The organism is Kitasatospora sp. MAP5-34 (assembly GCF_029894335.1).
In the GTDB taxonomy this organism is placed as follows: Bacteria; Actinomycetota; Actinomycetes; order Streptomycetales; family Streptomycetaceae; genus Kitasatospora.
This window is the reverse complement of the sequence record NZ_JARXZC010000032.1, coordinates 1-17,563: the sequence shown is the minus strand read 5'-3', so window position 1 is coordinate 17,563 and position 17,563 is coordinate 1. Positions and strand designations below refer to the sequence as shown.

The window sequence follows — 17,563 nt, the reverse complement described above, 5'->3', positions numbered from 1 at the left end:
AGGCATGGGTGGGACTCAGGCCGACTCGAAGAGCCGGGCACAGGTGTCCCGGTAGTGCTCGAGTTCCGGGCCGAAGGCGTCGCGCACCTCGTGGAGCATGGCGGCGAAGTCCTCCTCGGTGCCCGTGGCGAGCAGGTCGGCGAACCGCCGCACACCGTCCGCCAGGGCCTGCCGGGCCGCCAGGGCCTCGGGGTTGGCCGCCTGGACGTCCCAGTAGACCTCCGGCGTACCGGCGGCCACCCGGGCGAGCATCGCCAGCAGCACGTTGTGCGGCGGCGGCGCGATCTGCCTCAACTCGGTTGTGCTGATGCCGAACTGACTCAGCGCCAGCCCGAAGGAGAGCAGCGTGGCGTGGGTGAGCGCCTGGGTCGCGCCGGCCAGCCGGTCGTGCTCCTGCGAGGTGACCGGGACGACCTTGCCGCCCCAGAGCCGGATCAGGTCGAGCAGGGTCCGCGCCGCAGGCCCGTCGTGCACGACGACGGCGGCGACCGGACGCCCCTCGAAGCCCAGCGAGGGCGCGAACATCGGGTTCAGGCTCAGCGCCTCGACCCCGGGTGCGTCCGCGAGGATGCTCTCCACGATCCGCTGCTTGACGGACAGGGTGTCCACCAGCAGCGCGTCCGGGCGCAGCACGGCGGCCAGGCCCTTCACCGCAGCCACCGCGACCGGCTCGGGCACGGCCAGCACCACCAGGTCGGCGGCGGCCAGATCCTCGGCCAGCTCCGGGCCGAAGTCCGTGATGTCGCCCTGCTCGTACCGCAGGCGCCCGTCCTCGGGCGGCCTGCCGTCGACGACCAGGAGCTCGACGTCCGAATTCGCCAGGCAGCTCACGAAGAGCCCGCCCACCGCTCCCGAACCGCCGACCACCACGGCCCTCCTGATCACTTCACACCACCTACCGGCTCCAGAGCGGTCGCCAGCACGGCGCTGATCATGGCGCGGGACTTCACGACCGTCTCCTCGAACTCCTCCTCGGGGTCGGACAGGGCGATGATCGCGCCGCCCACCCCGAAGCTGACCCGGTCCTCGGTCGCGACCAGCGTGCGGATGACGATGCTCAGGTCCGCCGCGCCGCTCAGTGCGAACCAGCCGATCGAACCGGAGTAGACGCCGCGCGGCCCCTCCTCCAGCCGGTCGATGATCTCCATCGTGCGCAGCTTCGGCGCACCGGTCATCGAGCCACCCGGGAAGGCCGCCCGGACGGCGGAGACCGACGACTTGCCCCGGCGCAGGGTCCCCCGGACGGTGGACACCAACTGGTGCACCGGCGCGTAGGTCTCCACGTGGAACAGCTTCGGCACGTGCACCGAGCCGACCTCGCACACCACGTTGAGGTCGTTGCGGATCAGGTCCACGATCATCAGGTTCTCGGCGCGGTCCTTCTCCTGGCTGAACAGGTCCAGCCGAAGGGCCTCGTCCTCGGCGGGCGTCGCGCCGCGCGGCCTGGTGCCCTTGATCGGCTTCGACTCGACGACCCGGTCGGTGCCGATGGTGAGGAACCGCTCGGGCGACGCGCTGAGCACCGCGACCCCGGGGAAGTCCAACAGCGCGCCGTACGGCACCGGGCTGATCCGGCGCAGGTGGGTGTAGGTGCGCAGCGGGTCGATCTTGGCGTCGAGCGTGACGGTGTTGGTCAGGCAGACCTCGTACGTCTCACCGTCGCGGATCTCCCGCATGCTCTCCACGACCCGGTCGAGGTAGGCGCCCTTGCCGTGCCGTAGCTCGGCGAGCCCCTGCGCGGCCTGGTCGGTCATCCCGACGCCGGAGAAACCGGCGGTCACCGCGTCGGCGTCCGCCCGGGCCGGCAGCGCGCGCAGCCGGGCCTCGGTCTCGTTCAGCCAGGACCGGGCGGCCGCCGTGTCCCCGCCCTGCGAGAGCGCCAGCAGGTAGCTGACCCCCTTCGCGTGGTCCACGGCCAGCATCCGGTCCGCGAAGAGCAGGGCCGCGTCGGGCGTCTCGGACTTGTGCACCGTCTCGCCGCCGGACTCGGCCTTCAGCTCGTAGCCGAGATATCCCACGTATCCGAGGTTGAAATCGAACGGCAGGCCCGCCGGAACGGGAATGGAGCGGGTCTTCAGCTGCCCCTCGAGGTATTCGAAGAAGCCCTGCGCCACGAACTCCTCGGTACCGTCGGAGTAGCGGACACCGACCGCGCCGTCCGCGGTCCGGTAGGTGACGTACTCGGCGAGCGGACCGCTGCCGTCGCCGAGGAAGGAGAAGCGGGACAGGCCCTCGATCACGTTACCGCTGTCCAGCCAGAAGCCGTGGTCGTTCCCGGCGAATATCTCCTGGTAGGCGACCTCGGTGTCGGGCATGACGGGAATCTCCCGCACGTGCACCTCGTAACCGGGTGCGGAGTGCGCGAGCGCCAGGTCCCGGAAGTTCGCCAGGAGTTCGCGGCCGTACTCGCTGCTGATCGACTCCGGGTGGAACTGCACGCCCCAGATCGGCCGGGTCTTGTGGCGGACACCCATCAGGATGCCGTCCTCGGTCCAGGCGATCGGCTCCAGCACGTCGGGCAGCTCGGTGGCGATCAGCGAGTGGTAACGGACCACGTCGAACGGCGTGGGCAGCCCGGCGAAGATGTCCGCGCCGGTGTGGTGCACCGCCGAGACCCGGCCGTGCATCGGCTCGGGGGCGTGCCCGACGGTGCCGCCGAAGAGGTGGGAGATCCCCTGGTGGCCGAGGCAGACACCGAGCAGCGGCAGCCCGCTCTCCATGATCACCCGGGCGCTGACACCGAAGTCCTTCTCCCGCTCGGGGCGGCCGGGCCCGGGCGAGATGACGATCGCGTCGAACTCGTCCAGCTTGAGATCCGACCAGTCGGTCCCGTTCCGGACGACGACCGGCGGCTCGCCGTTCACCTCGCCGAGCAGCTGGTACAGGTTGTAGGTGAAGGAGTCGTAGTTGTCGATCAGAAGAGTTCTCATGCCGCGGCTCCGATCACCAGGTCTTCGACCCTGCAGGTTTCCGCGATGACGAGATCGTAGAGCTCGTGCAGAAATTCCTGACTGAGTCCGTGTTCCGCTCCGAACTTCTCGGCACGCTCGTGCACGAGGTTGATCCGGTGCGGCTGCATCATGGGAACGCTGTTCTCCCGCTTGAAGTGAGCGATCTCGATGCAGATTTCGATACGCGCCCGCAGTTCTTCAAGAAACCTCTCGTCGATGCGATCGAGCCTCTCTCGGAGTATCTCTATGGTCAAATCACCGGCAGGTACCGCACTTCCGGGCATATGCATTCCCCTCCCAAGCGCTGATCCGGCCCCGGAAAATACGGTTCCATATATTCCGGCGCTCACCTCATACTGAAACCATGCCCGCGCGATTCTGTGGCGACCAGCCCCTGAATGGTTCGCAATCACGCACTGCACACAGCGGAGGGATCCGGCCCGGGGGCGGAGCGGACCATCCGGACGGGAGCCGCACCGGGCGGTCGCCCCGACGGAGTAGCGGAGAGCGACGGGATCGGACCGCCGGAGCCACCTCGCGACGAACAACTGACATATCGTCAACTTTCGTCTCCCGCAAGCTGTTTGGCGATATCTGCAGCCCGATTCACCGGGCGCCGCCCAGCCGCCGACCGGCCCGTCCGGCGTGGCCGGTCGGGCGGATCCGGGTGAGCCTGAGCGGGCCAGACAGTTCGCGGGCCGCCACAGCGGGTGCACCTGGGCGGCCGGGCTCTCCCGGGCCGCCGGGCCGCAGCCGTTGGCGGTCCTGTTTGCCTGCGGTGCTCGGACTTCCGAAACCCGCAGGCACCTCGCTCGCATCTGGGTGCGGCGGGAGGGAGAGAGTGGCGTGGGACCTTCGACGAAACCCGAGGAAGCCGGCGAAGAGGCCGGGCAGGATGCCGAGGCCGAGCTCCCGGAGCCCGCCGGACGCCCGGTCGGCCGGCTACGACGGCTGATCCGGAACCTGCTGGCCAGGCGGTCCGTCAAGGCCGTCCTGGTGCTGTTCGCGGTCTGCCTCGGCTGGCTCGCCTGGTCGGTCGGCGGGGCACTGGCCGCGCCCGGGAACGACAGCGTGGCCGCCCGGCTCGCCGAGTGGGGGCGCGACCACCACCTGGGCCAGGTGGTGACCATGCTGGAGACCGCCCAGTACAAGCTGAACCCACCGAAGATCGGGGGCACCCCGAACTTCGCCATCGGGCTGCCCTCCGCCGCCGCCAAGCCGTCGAGCCCGGCGAAGGCCGACCCGTCGAAGCCGGACCCCTCGAAGCCGGACCCCCACCCGACGATCGCCGCGTTCTACCCGCCCCCGCTGACCTCCCCCGCCGGGGCACCGCTGCCCGGCGAGGGCACCTGGAAGGTGCTCGGCAGCGTGCGCGGCACCCCCGCCATCCAGACCGCCCTGATCCGCCCGGATGCGGAACACACCTCCTACCTGGCCGGGGTGGTGTCGATGGACTCCCGGCTGCTGCGCTTCCAGCTCCACCCCGGTACGGACGATCCCGGACCGGACAACTGGGGCGTGCCGCCGTCCATCCCGCCCGAGGCACGGAACGGCCTGCTGGCGAGCTTCAACGGCGGGTTCAAGGTCCGGGAGGCGCACGGCGGGTTCTATCTCAACGGCGTCACGCACGGCACGTTGAGCCCCGGCGCCGCCTCGCTGGTCTTCTACAAGGACGGGCACGCGACGGTCGGCACCTGGGACAGCGGGGTCACGATGACCCCGGACGTCGTCGGTGTGCGCCAGAACCTCCGCGTCATCGTCGACCACGCCGCCGTCCCGGACGGTGTCGACAGCGACATCGAGAACGGCTGGGGCCTCACCCTCGGCGGCAAGTACTTCGTCTGGCGCTCGGGGATCGGCGTGACGAGCTCGGGACGGATGATCTACGTCTACGGGCCCGCGCTCTCCGTCCGCACCCTGGCGGACCTGCTGCAACAGGCCGGCTGCGTGGAGGCGATGCAGCTGGACATCAACCCCGCCTGGATGTCCTTCAACTACTACCAGGCCGGGCCCGACCCGCTCAGCCCGACAGCGCTGAAGCTGCTGCCCGACCAGGAGCGGCCCGCCGACCGCTACTTCGAGCCGACCAGCCGCGACTTCACCGCGGTGTACGCCCGATGAACCGCGGCACCCGCCCGCCCGGCCGGCGGTCCCCGACGCTGCCCGCACCCGACCTCGCCACCCCGAACATCGCCGGCCCGAAGCTCGGCGTACCCGACCTCGCCACCCCGGAGCTGGTCACCCCGGCCACCGCTGCCCCCGCCGCCGCGCGGCCGCTCCGGTTCGGCTGGCCGGTCGCGGTGCTGCGCACCTCGCGACCGCGCCAGTGGCCGAAGAACCTGCTGGTGTTCGCGGCCCCGGTGGCCGGGGCCACCCGTGGGCGGGCGGACGGGATGGCGTACGCGCTGGTCGCGTTCGGGGTGTTCACGCTGGCGTCCTGCGCGGTGTACTTCGTCAACGACGTCGTGGACGCCGAGCGGGACCGGAGCCACCCGCGCAAGCGGACCCGCCCGGTGGCGTCCGGCCAGCTCGGCGCGGGCCACGCGCTCGGCGTCGCGGCGGCCTGCGTACTGCTGGCCGTGGCGGGCGGACTGGCGATCGGCAGCGCCGGGCTGACGGCCACCGTCACCGCCTATCTGGCCCTCTCGTTCCTCTACTCCTTCGCCCTGAAGCACATACCCGTGCTCGAACTCGCCCTGGTGGCCTCCGGGTTCGTCCTACGGGCGCTCGGCGGCGCGGCGGCCGCCCAGGTGCCGCCGTCGGGCTGGTTCGTGCTGGTGTGCAGTCTGGGCGCGCTGCTGGTGGCGATCTCCAAGCGGTACACCGAACTGGCCGGCCTCGGTACGACGGCGGCGGGGCACCGCCCCTGTCTGCGCCGGTACACGCCCGGGGGCCTGCGGCTCGCGCAGCGCTTCGTGAGCGTGGCGATGATCGCGGCGTACCTGAGCTGGGCACTGCTCAACGGGTCACCATGGGCTGTGGACTGCCACCTCGTCACCGCGATCCCGCTGGCGGCGGCCCTGTTCCGGTTCGACTGGCTGACCGGGCGGGCCACCCTGACCCGGGTGGAGGACCTGATCACCCGGGACGGGCCGATGCTGGGCTGCGAGTTCGTCTGGCTGCTGCTCTTCATCGCCGGGATGCGCGGATGACCGCCCCCGCAGGGCCGGGCCGGCTGCTCCAGGGCTGGGGCCGTACCACCGGCAGCCGGTCCCGGGTGGTCGGGCCGCTGGAGCCCGCCGCCCTGCGCGACCTGCTGGCCGGCCGGCCCGAACGCGGTGTGCTCGCCCGTGGTGCGGGCCGCAGCTACGGCGACGCCGCGCAGAACGCGGGCGGCCTGGTGCTGGCCCCGGCGACCGGCCCGTACGTCGAGCTGGACGCCGCCGCCGCGACCGTACGCGCCGCCGGCTCGACCACCTTCGCCGAGTTGCTCGCCGCGCTCGTCCCGCAGGGCCTGCTGCTGCCCGTTCTGCCGGGCACCCGTCACCTGACGGTCGGCGGCGCCGTCGCGGCCGACGTGCACGGCAAGAACCACCGCACCGACGGCTCGCTCTCCCGCTGGCTGGAGAGCATCGAACTGCTCGGCGGGGACGGCGAGTTGCGTACCATCACCCCGGAGACGGACGGTCCGGCCTTCCGGGCCACCGTCGGCGGCATGGGCCTGACCGGGGTGATCCTCGCCGCCACCCTCCGGCTGATCCGGATCCGCAGCGCGCTGCTGCGGGTCGGCTCGTACCGCGCGCCGGACCTCGACGCGCTGATGGCGATGCTCGAGACCGCGACCAGCCGCTACGCGGTCGCGTGGGTCGACACCACCGCCACCGGCCGGTCGCTCGGGCGCGGCATCGCCGACCTCGGCGACCACCTCCCGGCCCCGGATCCCACCGCCGAGCCGGACGGCCTCCGGTACGACCCTCCACGCGCGCCGCGCGCCCCGCACCTGCCGCTGGGCGTCTTCACCCCGCTGACCGCCCGCGCCTTCAACGGCCTCTGGTACCGCAAGGCCCCCCGGGAGCGGCACGCCGTCCAGGGCCTGCCCGAGTTCTTCCACCGGCTCGACGCGCTGCACGAGTGGAACCGCGCGCTCGGCCCGCGCGGCTTCCTGCAGTACCAGTTCGTGGTGCCGCTGGAGGCCCGGCAGGTCGTGGTCCAGGTGCTCGAAGCCCTGCGGCGGAGCGGCGCCGCGCCCTTCCTCGGGACGCTCAAGCGCTTCGGACCGGCCGGCGGCGGTCCACTGTCGTTCCCGCTGCCCGGCTGGTCGCTCGCGGTGGACCTGCCCTCGGCCGGCCGGGCCACTGCGGAGCTGCTCGACCGGCTGGACCGCCGGGTGGCGGAGGCCGGCGGCCGGATCTACCTCGCCAAGGACGCCCGGCTCGGCCGCCCGGCCTTCGACGTGATGTACGGCCCACTGACCGAATGGCGCGCCACCCGCGCCCGCCTGGACCCCGCCGAGGCGATGCGGTCCGACCTGGGAAGGAGACTGGGACTGTGCCGATGACCAAGCACCCCAAGATGACCGCGAGCGACTTGCCGGGCCGCATCCTGCTGCTGGGCGGGACGAGCGAGATCGGCCGGGCAATCCTGCGCTCGCTCGACGCGCCGCCCGACACCGAGGTGATCCTGGCAGGGCGGGACGAGCGGCGGATGGCCGAGCTCGGCGAGACGCTCCCGTTCCGGGTCCAGACCGTCCGGTACGACGGCACCGCCCTGGACACCCACCAGCACTTCGTGGACGAGATCTTCGCCGCCGGCCCGGTCGGCCTGGTCATCTCGGCGGCCGGCATCCTCACCCCCCAGGAGGTACTCGACCGGGACCCGGCCCAGGCCGGGTTGCTCGTGCAGACCAACCTGACCGGTCAGGTGACCACCCTGCTGGCCGTCGCCGGGCACCTGCGCGCCCAGGGCAGCGGAGTGATCGTCGTACTGTCCTCGGTGGCGGCCGTGCGGCCCCGGAAGGCCAATTTCGTCTACGGCGCGACCAAGGCCGGGCTCGACGCCTTCGCCCGGGGGCTGGCGGACTCCCTGCACGGCAGCGGCGTACGGCTGCTGCTGGTCCGACCGGGGTTCGTGATCGGCCGGATGACGGCAGGTATGTCCCCCGCCCCGGCGGCCACCACGACGGCAGCCGTCGGCGCGGCCGTCGCGGCGGCCCTGGCGAGCAGCGCACCCGTGGTCTGGGTGCCGCGCGGGCTCGCCGTCCTGTCCACCGCGATGCGCCTGGTACCGCGCCCGCTCTGGCGGCGGCTGTCCCGCTGAACCCCGCCCGGTGGGCGGCGCTACTTCTTCGAAGCCTCGGGCTCCTCGACGAAGTCGACCCGCTTGAACTGCTTGTTCATCGACTTGACCAGGAACCAGGTGGCGAGGCCGAGAGCGGCGAAGACCACGAAGCCCAACAGGCCGGGGGTCACCTTGTTGTCGTCCAGCGCGAGGCCGGCGGCGAGGTGGGTGAGGTTCACGGGGGTGCTCATCTCTCCATGGTGACCCGGCCTTACTCGGGCCGGGTCACCGGGGTACCGCGGGTCGGGTTGATCAGGCCGTACGGGTCGACACGCGCAGGCCCGCGAAGAGGTCGTCCTCGGGCAGGTCGGTGTCGATCAGCGAGCGGGCCAGCTCGTAGTCCTCGGTCGGCCAGACGTCGCGCTGGACGTCCAACGGGACGCGGAACCACGGGCCGTCCGGGTCGATCTGGGTGGCGTGCGCGATCAGCGCCTTGTCCCGGGTGGGGAACCAGTCGGCGCACTCCACCCGGGTGGTGATCTCGCGCTCGGTGCGGCCGCTCTTCTCCCAGCCCGCGATCCACTCGCCGTACGGGGAGTCCTGCCCGTGTTCGGTGAGGTAGGCGTGCAGGGCACGGATGCGCCCCATCGGGAAGCCGTGGTTGTAGTAGAGCTTGGACGGCTGCCAGGGGTCGCCGAGCTCCGGGTAGGCGTCCGGGTCACCTGCGGCGTCGAACGCCAGCATGCTGATCTTGTGAGTCATGATGTGGTCCGGGTGCGGGTAGCCGCCGTTCTCGTCGTACGTCGTGATGACGTGCGGACGGAACTCGCGGATCAGCTTCACCAACGGGCCCGCGGCCACGGCCACGTCCTCCAGTGCGAAGCACCCCTCCGGCAGCGGCGGCAGCGGGTCACCCTCGGGCAGACCCGAGTCCACGAAGCCCAACCACGCCTGCTTGACGCCCAGGATCTCCCGGGCGGCGTCCATCTCCTTGCGGCGCACCTCGTGGATGTTCTCCTCCACCCACGGGTCCCCCTGCAGCTTCGGGTTCAGGATCGAACCCCGCTCCCCGCCGGTACAGGTGGCGACCAGGACATCCACACCCTGGTCGATGTACATGGCCATCGTGGCCGCGCCCTTGCTGGACTCGTCGTCCGGGTGGGCATGTACCGCCATCAGTCGCAACTGCTCAGTCAACGCCTGGTTTCCTTCCGGGAATGTCCGGTTCGTCGGGCCGACTCCCCCGCTGCCTTCGGCGCGGACGTGCCCCTCCTATAGTGACTGACCGAAGGGCCAGTACATTCCCTCTGCCGGCCGACAGCCCCTCGGCGAAAGGACTGAGCGCACCATGGACTCCGGTACTACGTCCTCCCCCGCGACCGCCCCCGCCGCGCCCGGGCTGCCCGAAGGCCGCTACGGCCGGCGCAGCGACCGCGACGCGGACCGCCGGCTGAAGGTGGTCGGCGCGGTCTGCGGTGTCGTCTGCCTGGGGCTGATCGTCTGGCTGGGCGGCTCCTACCTCGTACGCGAGACCCGGATGAACGGCTCTGTGCTCGCCTTCGAGGCGGTCTCGGACACCGCGATGCAGGTACACCTGTCGGTGAGCAAGACCGACGGCACAGCCGGCGTCTGCACCATCCGTTCGCAGGCCCCCGACGCCTCGGTGGTCGGCCTCTCCGACTTCCCGGTACCGGCCGCCGGCACCAGCTACGACCGGATACTGACCCTCAAGACGACCTCCCGTGGCACCACGGCGGAGCTGATGGGCTGCACGCCCGCCAAGTAGCGGCACTCCGCTCCGCTCCGAGCAGCAGCATTCCGGCCCGGCCGGACCGCGCCGCCCGAGCGGCACTCGTCGTCCGACCGTCGAGCAAGTGCATACTCGATCGGGGGAACGGGAACCGCGACCCGGTGGTTCCCCCGACCGCCCGCGCACGCCCCTCCCACTCGGAGCCGGAAATTGTTAGGCTCGGGGTTTCGCCCCTTCTGAGCCGGACGGCCCGGGAGCGGGCGCTGATTTGTAGATACGCCGAATTATCGCCATCTGCTGACGATCCACCCTCAGCACTGCCCAGTACCGACGAGGAGCACCCCTGTGACCCAGACCAGCGAGAACGTGACCTGGCTCACTCAGTCCGGCTTTGACCAGCTCAAGGCCGAGCTGGCGCACCTGGAGGGCCCTGCCCGCGCCGAGATCGTCCAGAAGATCGAGGCCGCGCGCGAAGAGGGCGACCTCAAGGAGAACGCCGGCTACCACGCGGCCCGCGAGGAGCAGGGCAAGCAGGAGCTGCGCGTCCGCCAGCTGAAGCAGCTCCTGGAGCGCGCCAAGGTCGGCGAGGCACCCACCGACACCGGCATTGTCGCCCCCGGCATGGTCGTCACGGTCGCCTTCGACGGCGACCCGGACGACACCATGGAGTTCCTGCTCGGCTCCCGCGAGGCGGCCGACGGCACGCTCGCCATCTACTCGCCGCAGTCGCCGCTCGGCCGCGCCATCGACGGCAAGAAGATCGGCGAGGACGCGACCTACGAGCTGCCGAACGGCAAGAAGGCCAGCGTCACGATCACCGAGGTCAAGCCCTACGAGGGCTGAGCACACTTTCTTCGCCAGGGGCGCGGGGAACTGCGCGAAACGGAAGGCAGCAAGCCCGCAGCCTTCCGCATCGCTCAGCTCACCGCGCCCCTGTCGTGCAACTGGCCGACCCCGGCAGGGCTACCCCACCGCCGAGCGGTATTTCCGCACGGACAGCCACGAGAACACCGCCATGATGATCAGCGACCACCCCACCGACACCAGCGAAGCGTGCTGCATCGGCCACGCATGGTCCACCGGGCCGACCTGGTTGCCGAAGAGGTCGCGGCAGGCCTGGACGGTCGCGCTGAAGGGGTTCCAGTACGCGATCGGCTGCAGCCAGCCCGGCATGCTGCTGATCGGTACGAAAGCGTTGGAGATGAAGGTCAGCGGGAAGAGCCAGATCAGACCGGCCGAGGTGGCCGCCTCCGGGCTCCGCACCGACAGGCCGATCAGCGCGCCGATCCAGGAGAAGGCGTAACCCAGCAGGAGCAGCAGCGCGAACGCGCCGAGCGCCTTCAGGACGCCCTCGTGGATCCGCCAGCCGACCAGCAGCGCGACCATGGCGAGCACCAGCAGGGTGAACGCGGTCTGGACGAGGTCGGCCACGGTGCGGCCGACCAGTACCGCCGAACGGGTCATCGGCAGCGAGCGGAACCGGTCCACCAGCCCCTTGGTCATGTCCTCCGCGACACCGGCGGAGGCTCCGGCGACGGCGAAGGTCACCGTCTGGGCGAAGATGCCCGCCATCAGGAACTGGGTGTACGCCGAGGAACTGGCCTGCGTCCCGGGGATCTGGATCGCGCCGCCCATGACGAACGAGAACAGCAGCACGAACATGACCGGCTGCATGAGGCCGAAGACCACGATTTCGGGTATTCGGGTCATTCTGCGCAAATTGCGCTTGGCGACGACCCAGGAGTCGTGTGCCATGGCGGAAATGCCGTGGCGCTGCCTGGGGACGGCCGCGCCGATCGCGTGCTCGGTGGCAGTGCTGGTCGACATCTCAAACCTCCTTGCCGTGGCTCTTGCGCCCCTTGGCGGGCCGGCCGGTCTCGTCGGTGTTCCGGTCACCGTTCTGCTCGGCGATAGTGGCGTGCCCGGTGAGCGAGAGGAACACGTCGTCCAGGGTCGGGCGGCGCAGCCCGATGTCGTCGATCTCGATCGACCGGGCGTCGAGCTCGCGGATCACGTCGGCGAGCACCTTGGCACCGCCGCTGACCGGGACGGTGATCTTTCGGGTGTTCTTCTCGACGTCCGGATCGCCCTTGGCGTACGGGGCGAGGGCGGCGAGCGCCTCGCTGACGTCCTCACGCTGGTGGACCACCACCTCGACCCGCTCGCCGCCGATCTGGGCCTTGAGCTGGTCGGCGGTGCCCCGGGCGATCACCCTGCCGTGGTCGACCACCGCGATGTCGTGCGCGAGGCGGTCGGCCTCCTCCAGGTACTGGGTGGTGAGCAGCAGGGTGGTGCCCTGGTCGACCAGGGTCTCGATGACCCCCCAGAGCGCGAGCCGGTTGCGCGGGTCGAGGCCGGTGGTCGGCTCGTCCAGGAACATCACCGGCGGCCGGACGACGAGTGCGGCCGCCAGGTCGAGCCGACGGCGCATGCCGCCGGAGTACGTCTTGGCGGTGCGGTCCATCGCCTCGCTGAGGTTGAACCACTCCAGCAGCTCCAACGCGCGGGCCTTCGCGTCGCGGCTGCTCATCTGGTAGAGCTCGCCGACCATCTGCAGGTTCTCACGGCCCGTCAGATACTCGTCCACGGCGGCGTACTGGCCGGAGAGGCCGATCAGGCTGCGCACCTGGTTGGGGTGTTTGAGCACGTCCACCCCGGCGACGACGGCCCGGCCGGAGTCCGGGCGGAGCAGGGTGGTGAGCACCCGTACGGTCGTCGTCTTGCCGGCGCCATTGGGGCCGAGCAACCCGAGCACCGTGCCTTCGGGGACATCGAGGCTGACGCCGTCGAGGGCTCGTACGTCCCCGAAGGTCTTGACCAGGTTCTGGGCTTGGATGGCTGGCGCCATGAGCCTGCCTCATCTCTCCGACGATAGGACTGACTACGTCCACTGTGACCGGGGAGAGGTGTCCGCGCTACGGATGGCCACCTCGCGACATATCGCGTCAAGGCCGCAGCCGCAGCGGGGACGTTCACCGGCGGCTCACTGGGAGACGACGTACCCTGCGTCCTTCAGCTCGCCGACGACCGCCGCACAGTGCTCCGGACCCTTGGTCTCCAGGTGCAGGTCCACCTCGACCTCGGTCAGCCCGAGCCGGGGGTCGATCCGGACGTGCGCCACGTCCAGTACGTTGGCGTCCACCCTGGTCAGCACCCCCAGCAGATCCGCCAGCGCGCCCGGCCGGTCCGCCAGCCGTACCCGCAGCGAGAGGTAGCGGCCGGCCGCCGCCAGCCCGTGCCGCAGGACCCGCTGCATCAGCTGCGGGTCGATGTTCCCGCCCGAGAGCACTGCGACCACCGGGCCCTCGAAGCTGTCCGGGTGCTCCAGCAGTGCCGCGATCGGGCTCGCCCCCGCCGGTTCGACCACCAGCTTGAGCCGCTCCAGGCTCAGCAGCAGCGCGCGCGAGATCGACTCCTCGGAGACCGTCCGGACCCCGTCGGCCAGAGTGTTGACCACCTCGAACGGAATGTCACCCGGACGGCCGACCATGATGCCGTCGGCCATCGTGGCGAAGTGCTCCAGCGAGACCGGCCGTCCGGCGGCGAGCGACAGCGGGTAGGCCGCCGCACCGGCCGCCTGTACGCCGATCACCTGGACGTCCGGCCGCAGCGGCTTCACCGCCGCCGCGATCCCGGCGAGCAGCCCGCCACCGCCGACCCCGGCCAGGATGGTCCGGACCTCCGGGCACTGCTCCAGGATCTCCAGGCCCACGGTGGCCTGACCGATGATCACGTCCCAGTGGTCGAACGGGTGGATGAACACCGCACCCGTCGCCTCCGAGTACCGCTGCGCCGCCCGCAGCGCCTCGTCCACCGTGGCGCCGTGCAGGCGTACCTCTGCTCCGTAGTCCCTGGTCGCCGCGACCTTGGGCAGCGGGGCGGCCACCGGCATGAAGATGGTGGAGCGCACCCCCAGCAGCGAGGACGCCAGCGCCACCCCCTGCGCGTGGTTGCCCGCGCTCGCGGCCACCACCCCGCCGGCCCGCTCCACCGGGGAGAGCCCGGCGATCCGGACGTACGCGCCGCGCAGCTTGAACGAACCGGTGCGCTGAAGGTTCTCACACTTGAGGTGCACCGGGGAACCGACCAACCCGGACAGGTACCGGCTGCTCTCCATCGGGGTGACCCGGGCGACCCCGGCGAGCATCTTGTGGGCGCCGCGAACGTCGTCCATGGTGATCGGCCAGCTCTGCATGGCGTCAGCCTACGGCGGTGATCCGGCTCACTGCCGTACGTACGCGCAGGGGGGCGCGGGGCTCTGCCCCGCGCCCCCCTGTCGTGGTCACTCCTAGCCGAGCGCCTGCTGGAGGTCGGCCAGCAGGTCGTCGATCTGCTCGATGCCGACCGACACGCGGACCAGGTCGGACGGCACCTCGAGGGCCGAACCGACCACCGAGGCGTGCGTCATCCGGCCGGGGTGCTCGATCAGCGACTCCACACCACCGAGCGACTCGCCGAGCGTGAACAGCTTGGCTCGGTTGCAGACCTCGACCGCCGCCTGCTCACCCGCCGCGACTCGGAACGAGACCATGCCGCCGAACGCCTTCATCTGCTTGGCGGCGATGTCGTGGCCCGGGTGCGAGGGCAGCCCCGGGTAGAGCACCTCGCTGACCTTCGGGTGCGCGGTGAGCAGCTCGACGACCTTCTCGGCGTTGGAGCAGTGCCGGTCCATCCGGACGGCCAGCGTCTTGATGCCACGCATCACCAGCCAGGCGTCGAACGGGCCGGAGACCGCGCCCATCGCGTTCTGGTGGTACGCGATCTCCTCACCGAGCCCGGCGTCTGCCGCGACCAGCGCGCCGCCGACCACGTCGGAGTGCCCGCCCATGTACTTGGTGGTCGAGTGGACCACCACGTCCCCGCCGAGCGAGAGCGGCTGCTGCAGGTACGGGCTGGCGAAGGTGTTGTCCACCACCAGCAGGGCGTCACTGCTGTGCGCGATCTCGGCCAGGCCCGCGATGTCGGCGATGCCGAGCAGCGGATTGGACGGCGTCTCGACCCACACCGCACGGGTGTTCGGGCGCAGCGCGGCCCGGACGGTCGCCAGGTCCTGCATGTTGGCGACGGAGAACTCCACGCCCCAACGGGTCAGTACCTTGGCGAACAGCCGGAAGGTACCGCCGTAGGCGTCGTTCGGGATGATGATGTGGTCGCCCGGCTTGAGGACGGTACGCAGCAGGGTGTCCTCGGCGGCGAGGCCGGAGGCGAAGGCCAGGCCACGGGCGCCGCCCTCGAGCGCGGCGAGGCACTCCTCCAGCGCGGTGCGGGTGGGGTTGGCGGAACGGCTGTACTCGTACCCGTTCCGGAGGCCGCCCACCCCGTCCTGCTTGTAGGTGGACACCTGGTAGATCGGCGTGACGACGGCCCCGGTCTGGGGGTCTGCTTCCTGACCCGCGTGGATGGCGAGAGTCTCGAAGCCCTGGGGAAGCTGGTGCTCGGTCATACCGCTGAGCCTAGTCGGGAACCCGCTCCGAGCGCGGCCCGGCAGCCAACCCGGGGAACCGTCCGTCAGATCTTCCCGGACCATACGGACCGAGCCACGCCGGAATCCGGGCGGCTACTGCGGCCTCGGCGGCACGGGTGTCAGGCTGGGTACCCATTCCACCGACTGGGACTCCTGCCCCACGGGCATCGCCGCCATGGAGGACAGACACGACATGCAACGAGTTGAGCAGCGTGGGCCGCATTCACAGCTCACCATCTGGACCGGTGATGACGGTCCCGTCGGTCTGGGCGCCACCAGTGTCGGTGTGGAGTACCGGGGCCTCCTGGGGCAGCCGTCCTCGTACGGTCTTCTTGCGGCCTCCTACCTCCACCCAAAAGGTGAGCCACGGGCCACTTTCAACCCGCTCCCCAGCCAACCCGGTGCCGTGATCCCCCCGGTGGAGGATGATCACCTCACGCTGGGGCACTTGCAAGCCGAGTACCAGCAGGCGATCGCAGAGGTCGTCGCACAGACCTACACCGGGCTGCACATCACTGCTGCGGTCTCCGGCGAAGCCGGCTCGTCCGTGATGGTCTTCAGACGATTGGCCCTACTGCTGACGAGGTTGAACACCTCGGACCTGACGCGTCCGTCGACGGAAGAACTCTGGCGCGTCTGGGACAACGCCTGACCACCCCTTGCCATTTCGGGCAAATCGCAAATCACCTACATCGCGGCGGCGAGACTCGCGATCCGGCCGATGCGCAGACTGGCCTTGGTGGCGTTCAGCGCTTCCCGGGCAAGTGCGGCCCCGCCAAGGGTCGCTGCGGCGCCGCCGCCGACCGCGATCGTTCGGGCTCCGAGGCCGGCACACGGGCGGCAGATGCCCGGCTGCGGGACCGGGTCGTGGCACTTGGCGCAATCGGCGTAAGCGGGCGCGGCGGCGGGCTGCTCGGGGGCATGGACGGGCGGCATCTTGCGCCGCAGCCGGTTGCGGAGCACCCCGACCGGGGAGTGGACGGTCGCGGGTAGGCCGGGCAGCAGGGCCTGGGCGAGTTCGGCCGGTGTGCTGCCGCGTTCCAGCCACTGCGCGACCAGCGGCGCCAGCTCCATCGCCTCGGCCTCGCCCAGGCGCAGGCGCGGCTCCGGCTTGATCACCCGGAACAGCGTCAGCATCGCCGCTCGGGCCTGCTCGTCCGACACTGCCGGAGGTTCCTGGTCGTCGGCATCGGCATCGGCCGACTGCTCGTCGACCTGGTCGGCGGGGAAGGAGGGGTCTTTGACCCGGTCCTTTACAAGAGGGCCGTCAGCCGGGCCGGCCTTTGCCTGACCGGAGACCGGATGGGAACCCCCGGAAGGTCCGGCCGCTGCGGGGCGTCGAATACGTGGGCCTCGGAACGGATCGTCCCGTCCTTCAACCGCACCTTCATGACCTGGTAGTACCCGGCCTCGGTCAGCTCCTTCAGGGCCCTGCGGATCGCCCCTCGCCCCTGCGGACTGGAGTCCGCCATCGCCCGCCCGTCCTCGCGCCAGCCGTCCGGGCGCGAGAGGAGGTCGACCAGCAGGCCACGGGCCGTGTAGCTGAGCCGACGGTCCTGCAACAGGCCGTTGGGCAGCACGGTGAAACTGCGCGCGTGAGCGCTACGATGTACACGCATTGGGAGCTCTAACTCCTGTTGCCGGACCCCGGAGTGTTCCAGCACTGCCGGGGTCACCTATGTTCGGTTGGAATACGGAACGTAGCACAGACCACGTCGCCCCGCCGAGGACACGGGAAAGCAATCATGATCAGACTATAAGGTCGTCAGTTTGCTTGCGTAGAAACCGTGTTGTCGAACACGCGCAGTGGCCGAGGCTTTCGCCGCACAGCGAATTCTCAACCTACGGCCGTCCAGTTCCAGGGGCGTGGACCGTGCTGGCCTTGGACTAGCGCGCGGCAGCGACCGCATCGGTGTACAGCTCGTTCGTCAGATCGTCGTCCTCGATGCCCAGGCGATGCAGCACGCCTCGCACGGCTTCGAGCGCGGCCGGTACGTCGGCTTCCTCCTCGACCAGGGTTTCGAGTTCCAGGAAGGTCCCGTCGATCTCGGGAACACGCACGAGGGTTGCCAGCATGTGACGGCCAGCTGAGGTGACCCCCGCGATGTGGACACACCTGACAATGGATCTTGTTGATCCAGGAAGGTGAAGATCCGCGTGGCAAGGCCATCGAAGTACAGT

At 70.5% G+C, this 17,563-nt stretch carries 18 protein-coding genes and 1 pseudogene; 7 read left to right on the top strand and 12 right to left on the bottom strand.

The genetic code is table 11. From position 1 onward, the window contains the following. Positions 1-15: 15 nt before the first annotated feature. The 3 genes from P3T29_RS23585 to P3T29_RS23575 are packed head-to-tail and all read right to left on the bottom strand — an operon-like array spanning position 16 to position 3,301. On the bottom strand, positions 16-885 hold the full coding sequence (locus tag P3T29_RS23585; RefSeq protein ID WP_280718595.1) for a prephenate dehydrogenase: 870 nt from the start codon (positions 883-885) through the stop codon (positions 16-18). After that, entirely contained in the window at positions 882-2,930 is a 2,049-nt protein-coding gene (gene pabB / locus P3T29_RS23580) for an aminodeoxychorismate synthase component I (protein ID WP_280718594.1), read from the bottom strand. Before pabB ends, P3T29_RS23585 begins: the two co-directional genes overlap by 4 nt. Beyond that, entirely contained in the window at positions 2,927-3,301 is a 375-nt protein-coding gene (locus P3T29_RS23575) for a chorismate mutase family protein (RefSeq protein WP_280718593.1), read from the bottom strand. Before P3T29_RS23575 ends, pabB begins: the two co-directional genes overlap by 4 nt. 496 nt (positions 3,302-3,797) lie before the next feature. Here P3T29_RS23575 and P3T29_RS23570 point away from each other — a divergent pair, with 496 nt between their 5' ends. Genes P3T29_RS23570 through P3T29_RS23555 form a run of 4 tightly spaced genes read left to right on the top strand, consistent with a single transcriptional unit; the run spans position 3,798 to position 8,207 of the window. Next, complete coding sequence (locus tag P3T29_RS23570; protein WP_280718592.1) at positions 3,798-5,072, top strand: phosphodiester glycosidase family protein; 1,275 nt, start codon at positions 3,798-3,800, stop codon at positions 5,070-5,072. Next, positions 5,069-6,103: a decaprenyl-phosphate phosphoribosyltransferase gene (locus P3T29_RS23565; RefSeq protein WP_280718590.1), complete on the top strand. Its 1,035-nt coding sequence runs from the start codon at positions 5,069-5,071 to the stop codon at positions 6,101-6,103. The genes P3T29_RS23570 and P3T29_RS23565 overlap by 4 nt, the downstream gene beginning before the upstream one ends. After that, the gene (locus P3T29_RS23560; protein WP_280718589.1) at positions 6,100-7,449 is read left to right on the top strand and encodes an FAD-binding oxidoreductase; all 1,350 of its coding nucleotides are present in this window, start codon (positions 6,100-6,102) and stop codon (positions 7,447-7,449) included. Before P3T29_RS23565 ends, P3T29_RS23560 begins: the two co-directional genes overlap by 4 nt. Beyond that, positions 7,446-8,207: an SDR family NAD(P)-dependent oxidoreductase gene (locus P3T29_RS23555; RefSeq protein ID WP_280718588.1), complete on the top strand. Its 762-nt coding sequence runs from the start codon at positions 7,446-7,448 to the stop codon at positions 8,205-8,207. The genes P3T29_RS23560 and P3T29_RS23555 overlap by 4 nt, the downstream gene beginning before the upstream one ends. A gap of 20 nt (positions 8,208-8,227) precedes the next feature. Here the strand turns inward: P3T29_RS23555 and P3T29_RS23550 are convergent, their stop codons facing one another. Together P3T29_RS23550 and mca are read right to left on the bottom strand one after the other, a co-directional pair. Then, the gene (locus P3T29_RS23550; RefSeq protein WP_280718587.1) at positions 8,228-8,419 is read right to left on the bottom strand and encodes a hypothetical protein; all 192 of its coding nucleotides are present in this window, start codon (positions 8,417-8,419) and stop codon (positions 8,228-8,230) included. A gap of 61 nt (positions 8,420-8,480) precedes the next feature. Then, positions 8,481-9,365 carry a mycothiol conjugate amidase Mca gene (gene mca / locus P3T29_RS23545; protein ID WP_280718586.1) on the bottom strand — a complete coding sequence of 295 codons (885 nt, stop codon included), beginning with the start codon at positions 9,363-9,365 and terminating at the stop codon, positions 8,481-8,483. Positions 9,366-9,516: 151 nt separating this feature from the next. Between mca and P3T29_RS23540 the strand changes: the two genes are divergently transcribed. Beyond that, entirely contained in the window at positions 9,517-9,954 is a 438-nt protein-coding gene (locus P3T29_RS23540; RefSeq protein ID WP_280718585.1) for a DUF4307 domain-containing protein, read from the top strand. Between the two features lie 309 nt (positions 9,955-10,263). Further along, entirely contained in the window at positions 10,264-10,761 is a 498-nt protein-coding gene (gene greA, locus P3T29_RS23535; RefSeq protein ID WP_280718584.1) for a transcription elongation factor GreA, read from the top strand. Between the two features lie 120 nt (positions 10,762-10,881). Here greA and P3T29_RS23530 read toward each other — a convergent pair whose 3' ends face one another. The 4 genes from P3T29_RS23530 to P3T29_RS23515 all read right to left on the bottom strand — a co-directional run bounded on the left by P3T29_RS23530 (position 10,882) and on the right by P3T29_RS23515 (position 15,361). After that, entirely contained in the window at positions 10,882-11,673 is a 792-nt protein-coding gene (locus P3T29_RS23530) for an ABC transporter permease (RefSeq protein ID WP_280718652.1), read from the bottom strand. Positions 11,674-11,746: 73 nt separating this feature from the next. Then, the gene (locus tag P3T29_RS23525) at positions 11,747-12,766 is read right to left on the bottom strand and encodes an ATP-binding cassette domain-containing protein (RefSeq protein ID WP_280718583.1); all 1,020 of its coding nucleotides are present in this window, start codon (positions 12,764-12,766) and stop codon (positions 11,747-11,749) included. A 135-nt stretch (positions 12,767-12,901) separates the two neighbouring features. After that, positions 12,902-14,113 (bottom strand): threonine ammonia-lyase, encoded by a 1,212-nt coding sequence (ilvA, locus tag P3T29_RS23520; RefSeq protein WP_280718581.1) that lies wholly within the window; start codon positions 14,111-14,113, stop codon positions 12,902-12,904. A gap of 93 nt (positions 14,114-14,206) precedes the next feature. Next, the gene (locus P3T29_RS23515; protein WP_280718579.1) at positions 14,207-15,361 is read right to left on the bottom strand and encodes a cystathionine gamma-synthase; all 1,155 of its coding nucleotides are present in this window, start codon (positions 15,359-15,361) and stop codon (positions 14,207-14,209) included. A gap of 469 nt (positions 15,362-15,830) precedes the next feature. Here P3T29_RS23515 and P3T29_RS23510 point away from each other — a divergent pair, with 469 nt between their 5' ends. Then, positions 15,831-16,034, top strand: coding sequence for a hypothetical protein (locus tag P3T29_RS23510; protein WP_280718578.1), 204 nt, complete (start codon positions 15,831-15,833; stop codon positions 16,032-16,034). Between the two features lie 35 nt (positions 16,035-16,069). Here P3T29_RS23510 and P3T29_RS23505 read toward each other — a convergent pair whose 3' ends face one another. The 3 genes and pseudogenes from P3T29_RS23505 to P3T29_RS23495 form a co-directional block, all read right to left on the bottom strand. Then, the gene (locus tag P3T29_RS23505; protein WP_280718577.1) at positions 16,070-16,546 is read right to left on the bottom strand and encodes a hypothetical protein; all 477 of its coding nucleotides are present in this window, start codon (positions 16,544-16,546) and stop codon (positions 16,070-16,072) included. Between the two features lie 89 nt (positions 16,547-16,635). Then, positions 16,636-17,001 carry a hypothetical protein gene (locus P3T29_RS23500; protein WP_280718576.1) on the bottom strand — a complete coding sequence of 122 codons (366 nt, stop codon included), beginning with the start codon at positions 16,999-17,001 and terminating at the stop codon, positions 16,636-16,638. 268 nt (positions 17,002-17,269) lie between these two features. After that, positions 17,270-17,476, bottom strand: a pseudogene (locus tag P3T29_RS23495) (adenylyl cyclase); the annotation flags it as partial. Positions 17,477-17,563: the final 87 nt, after the last annotated feature.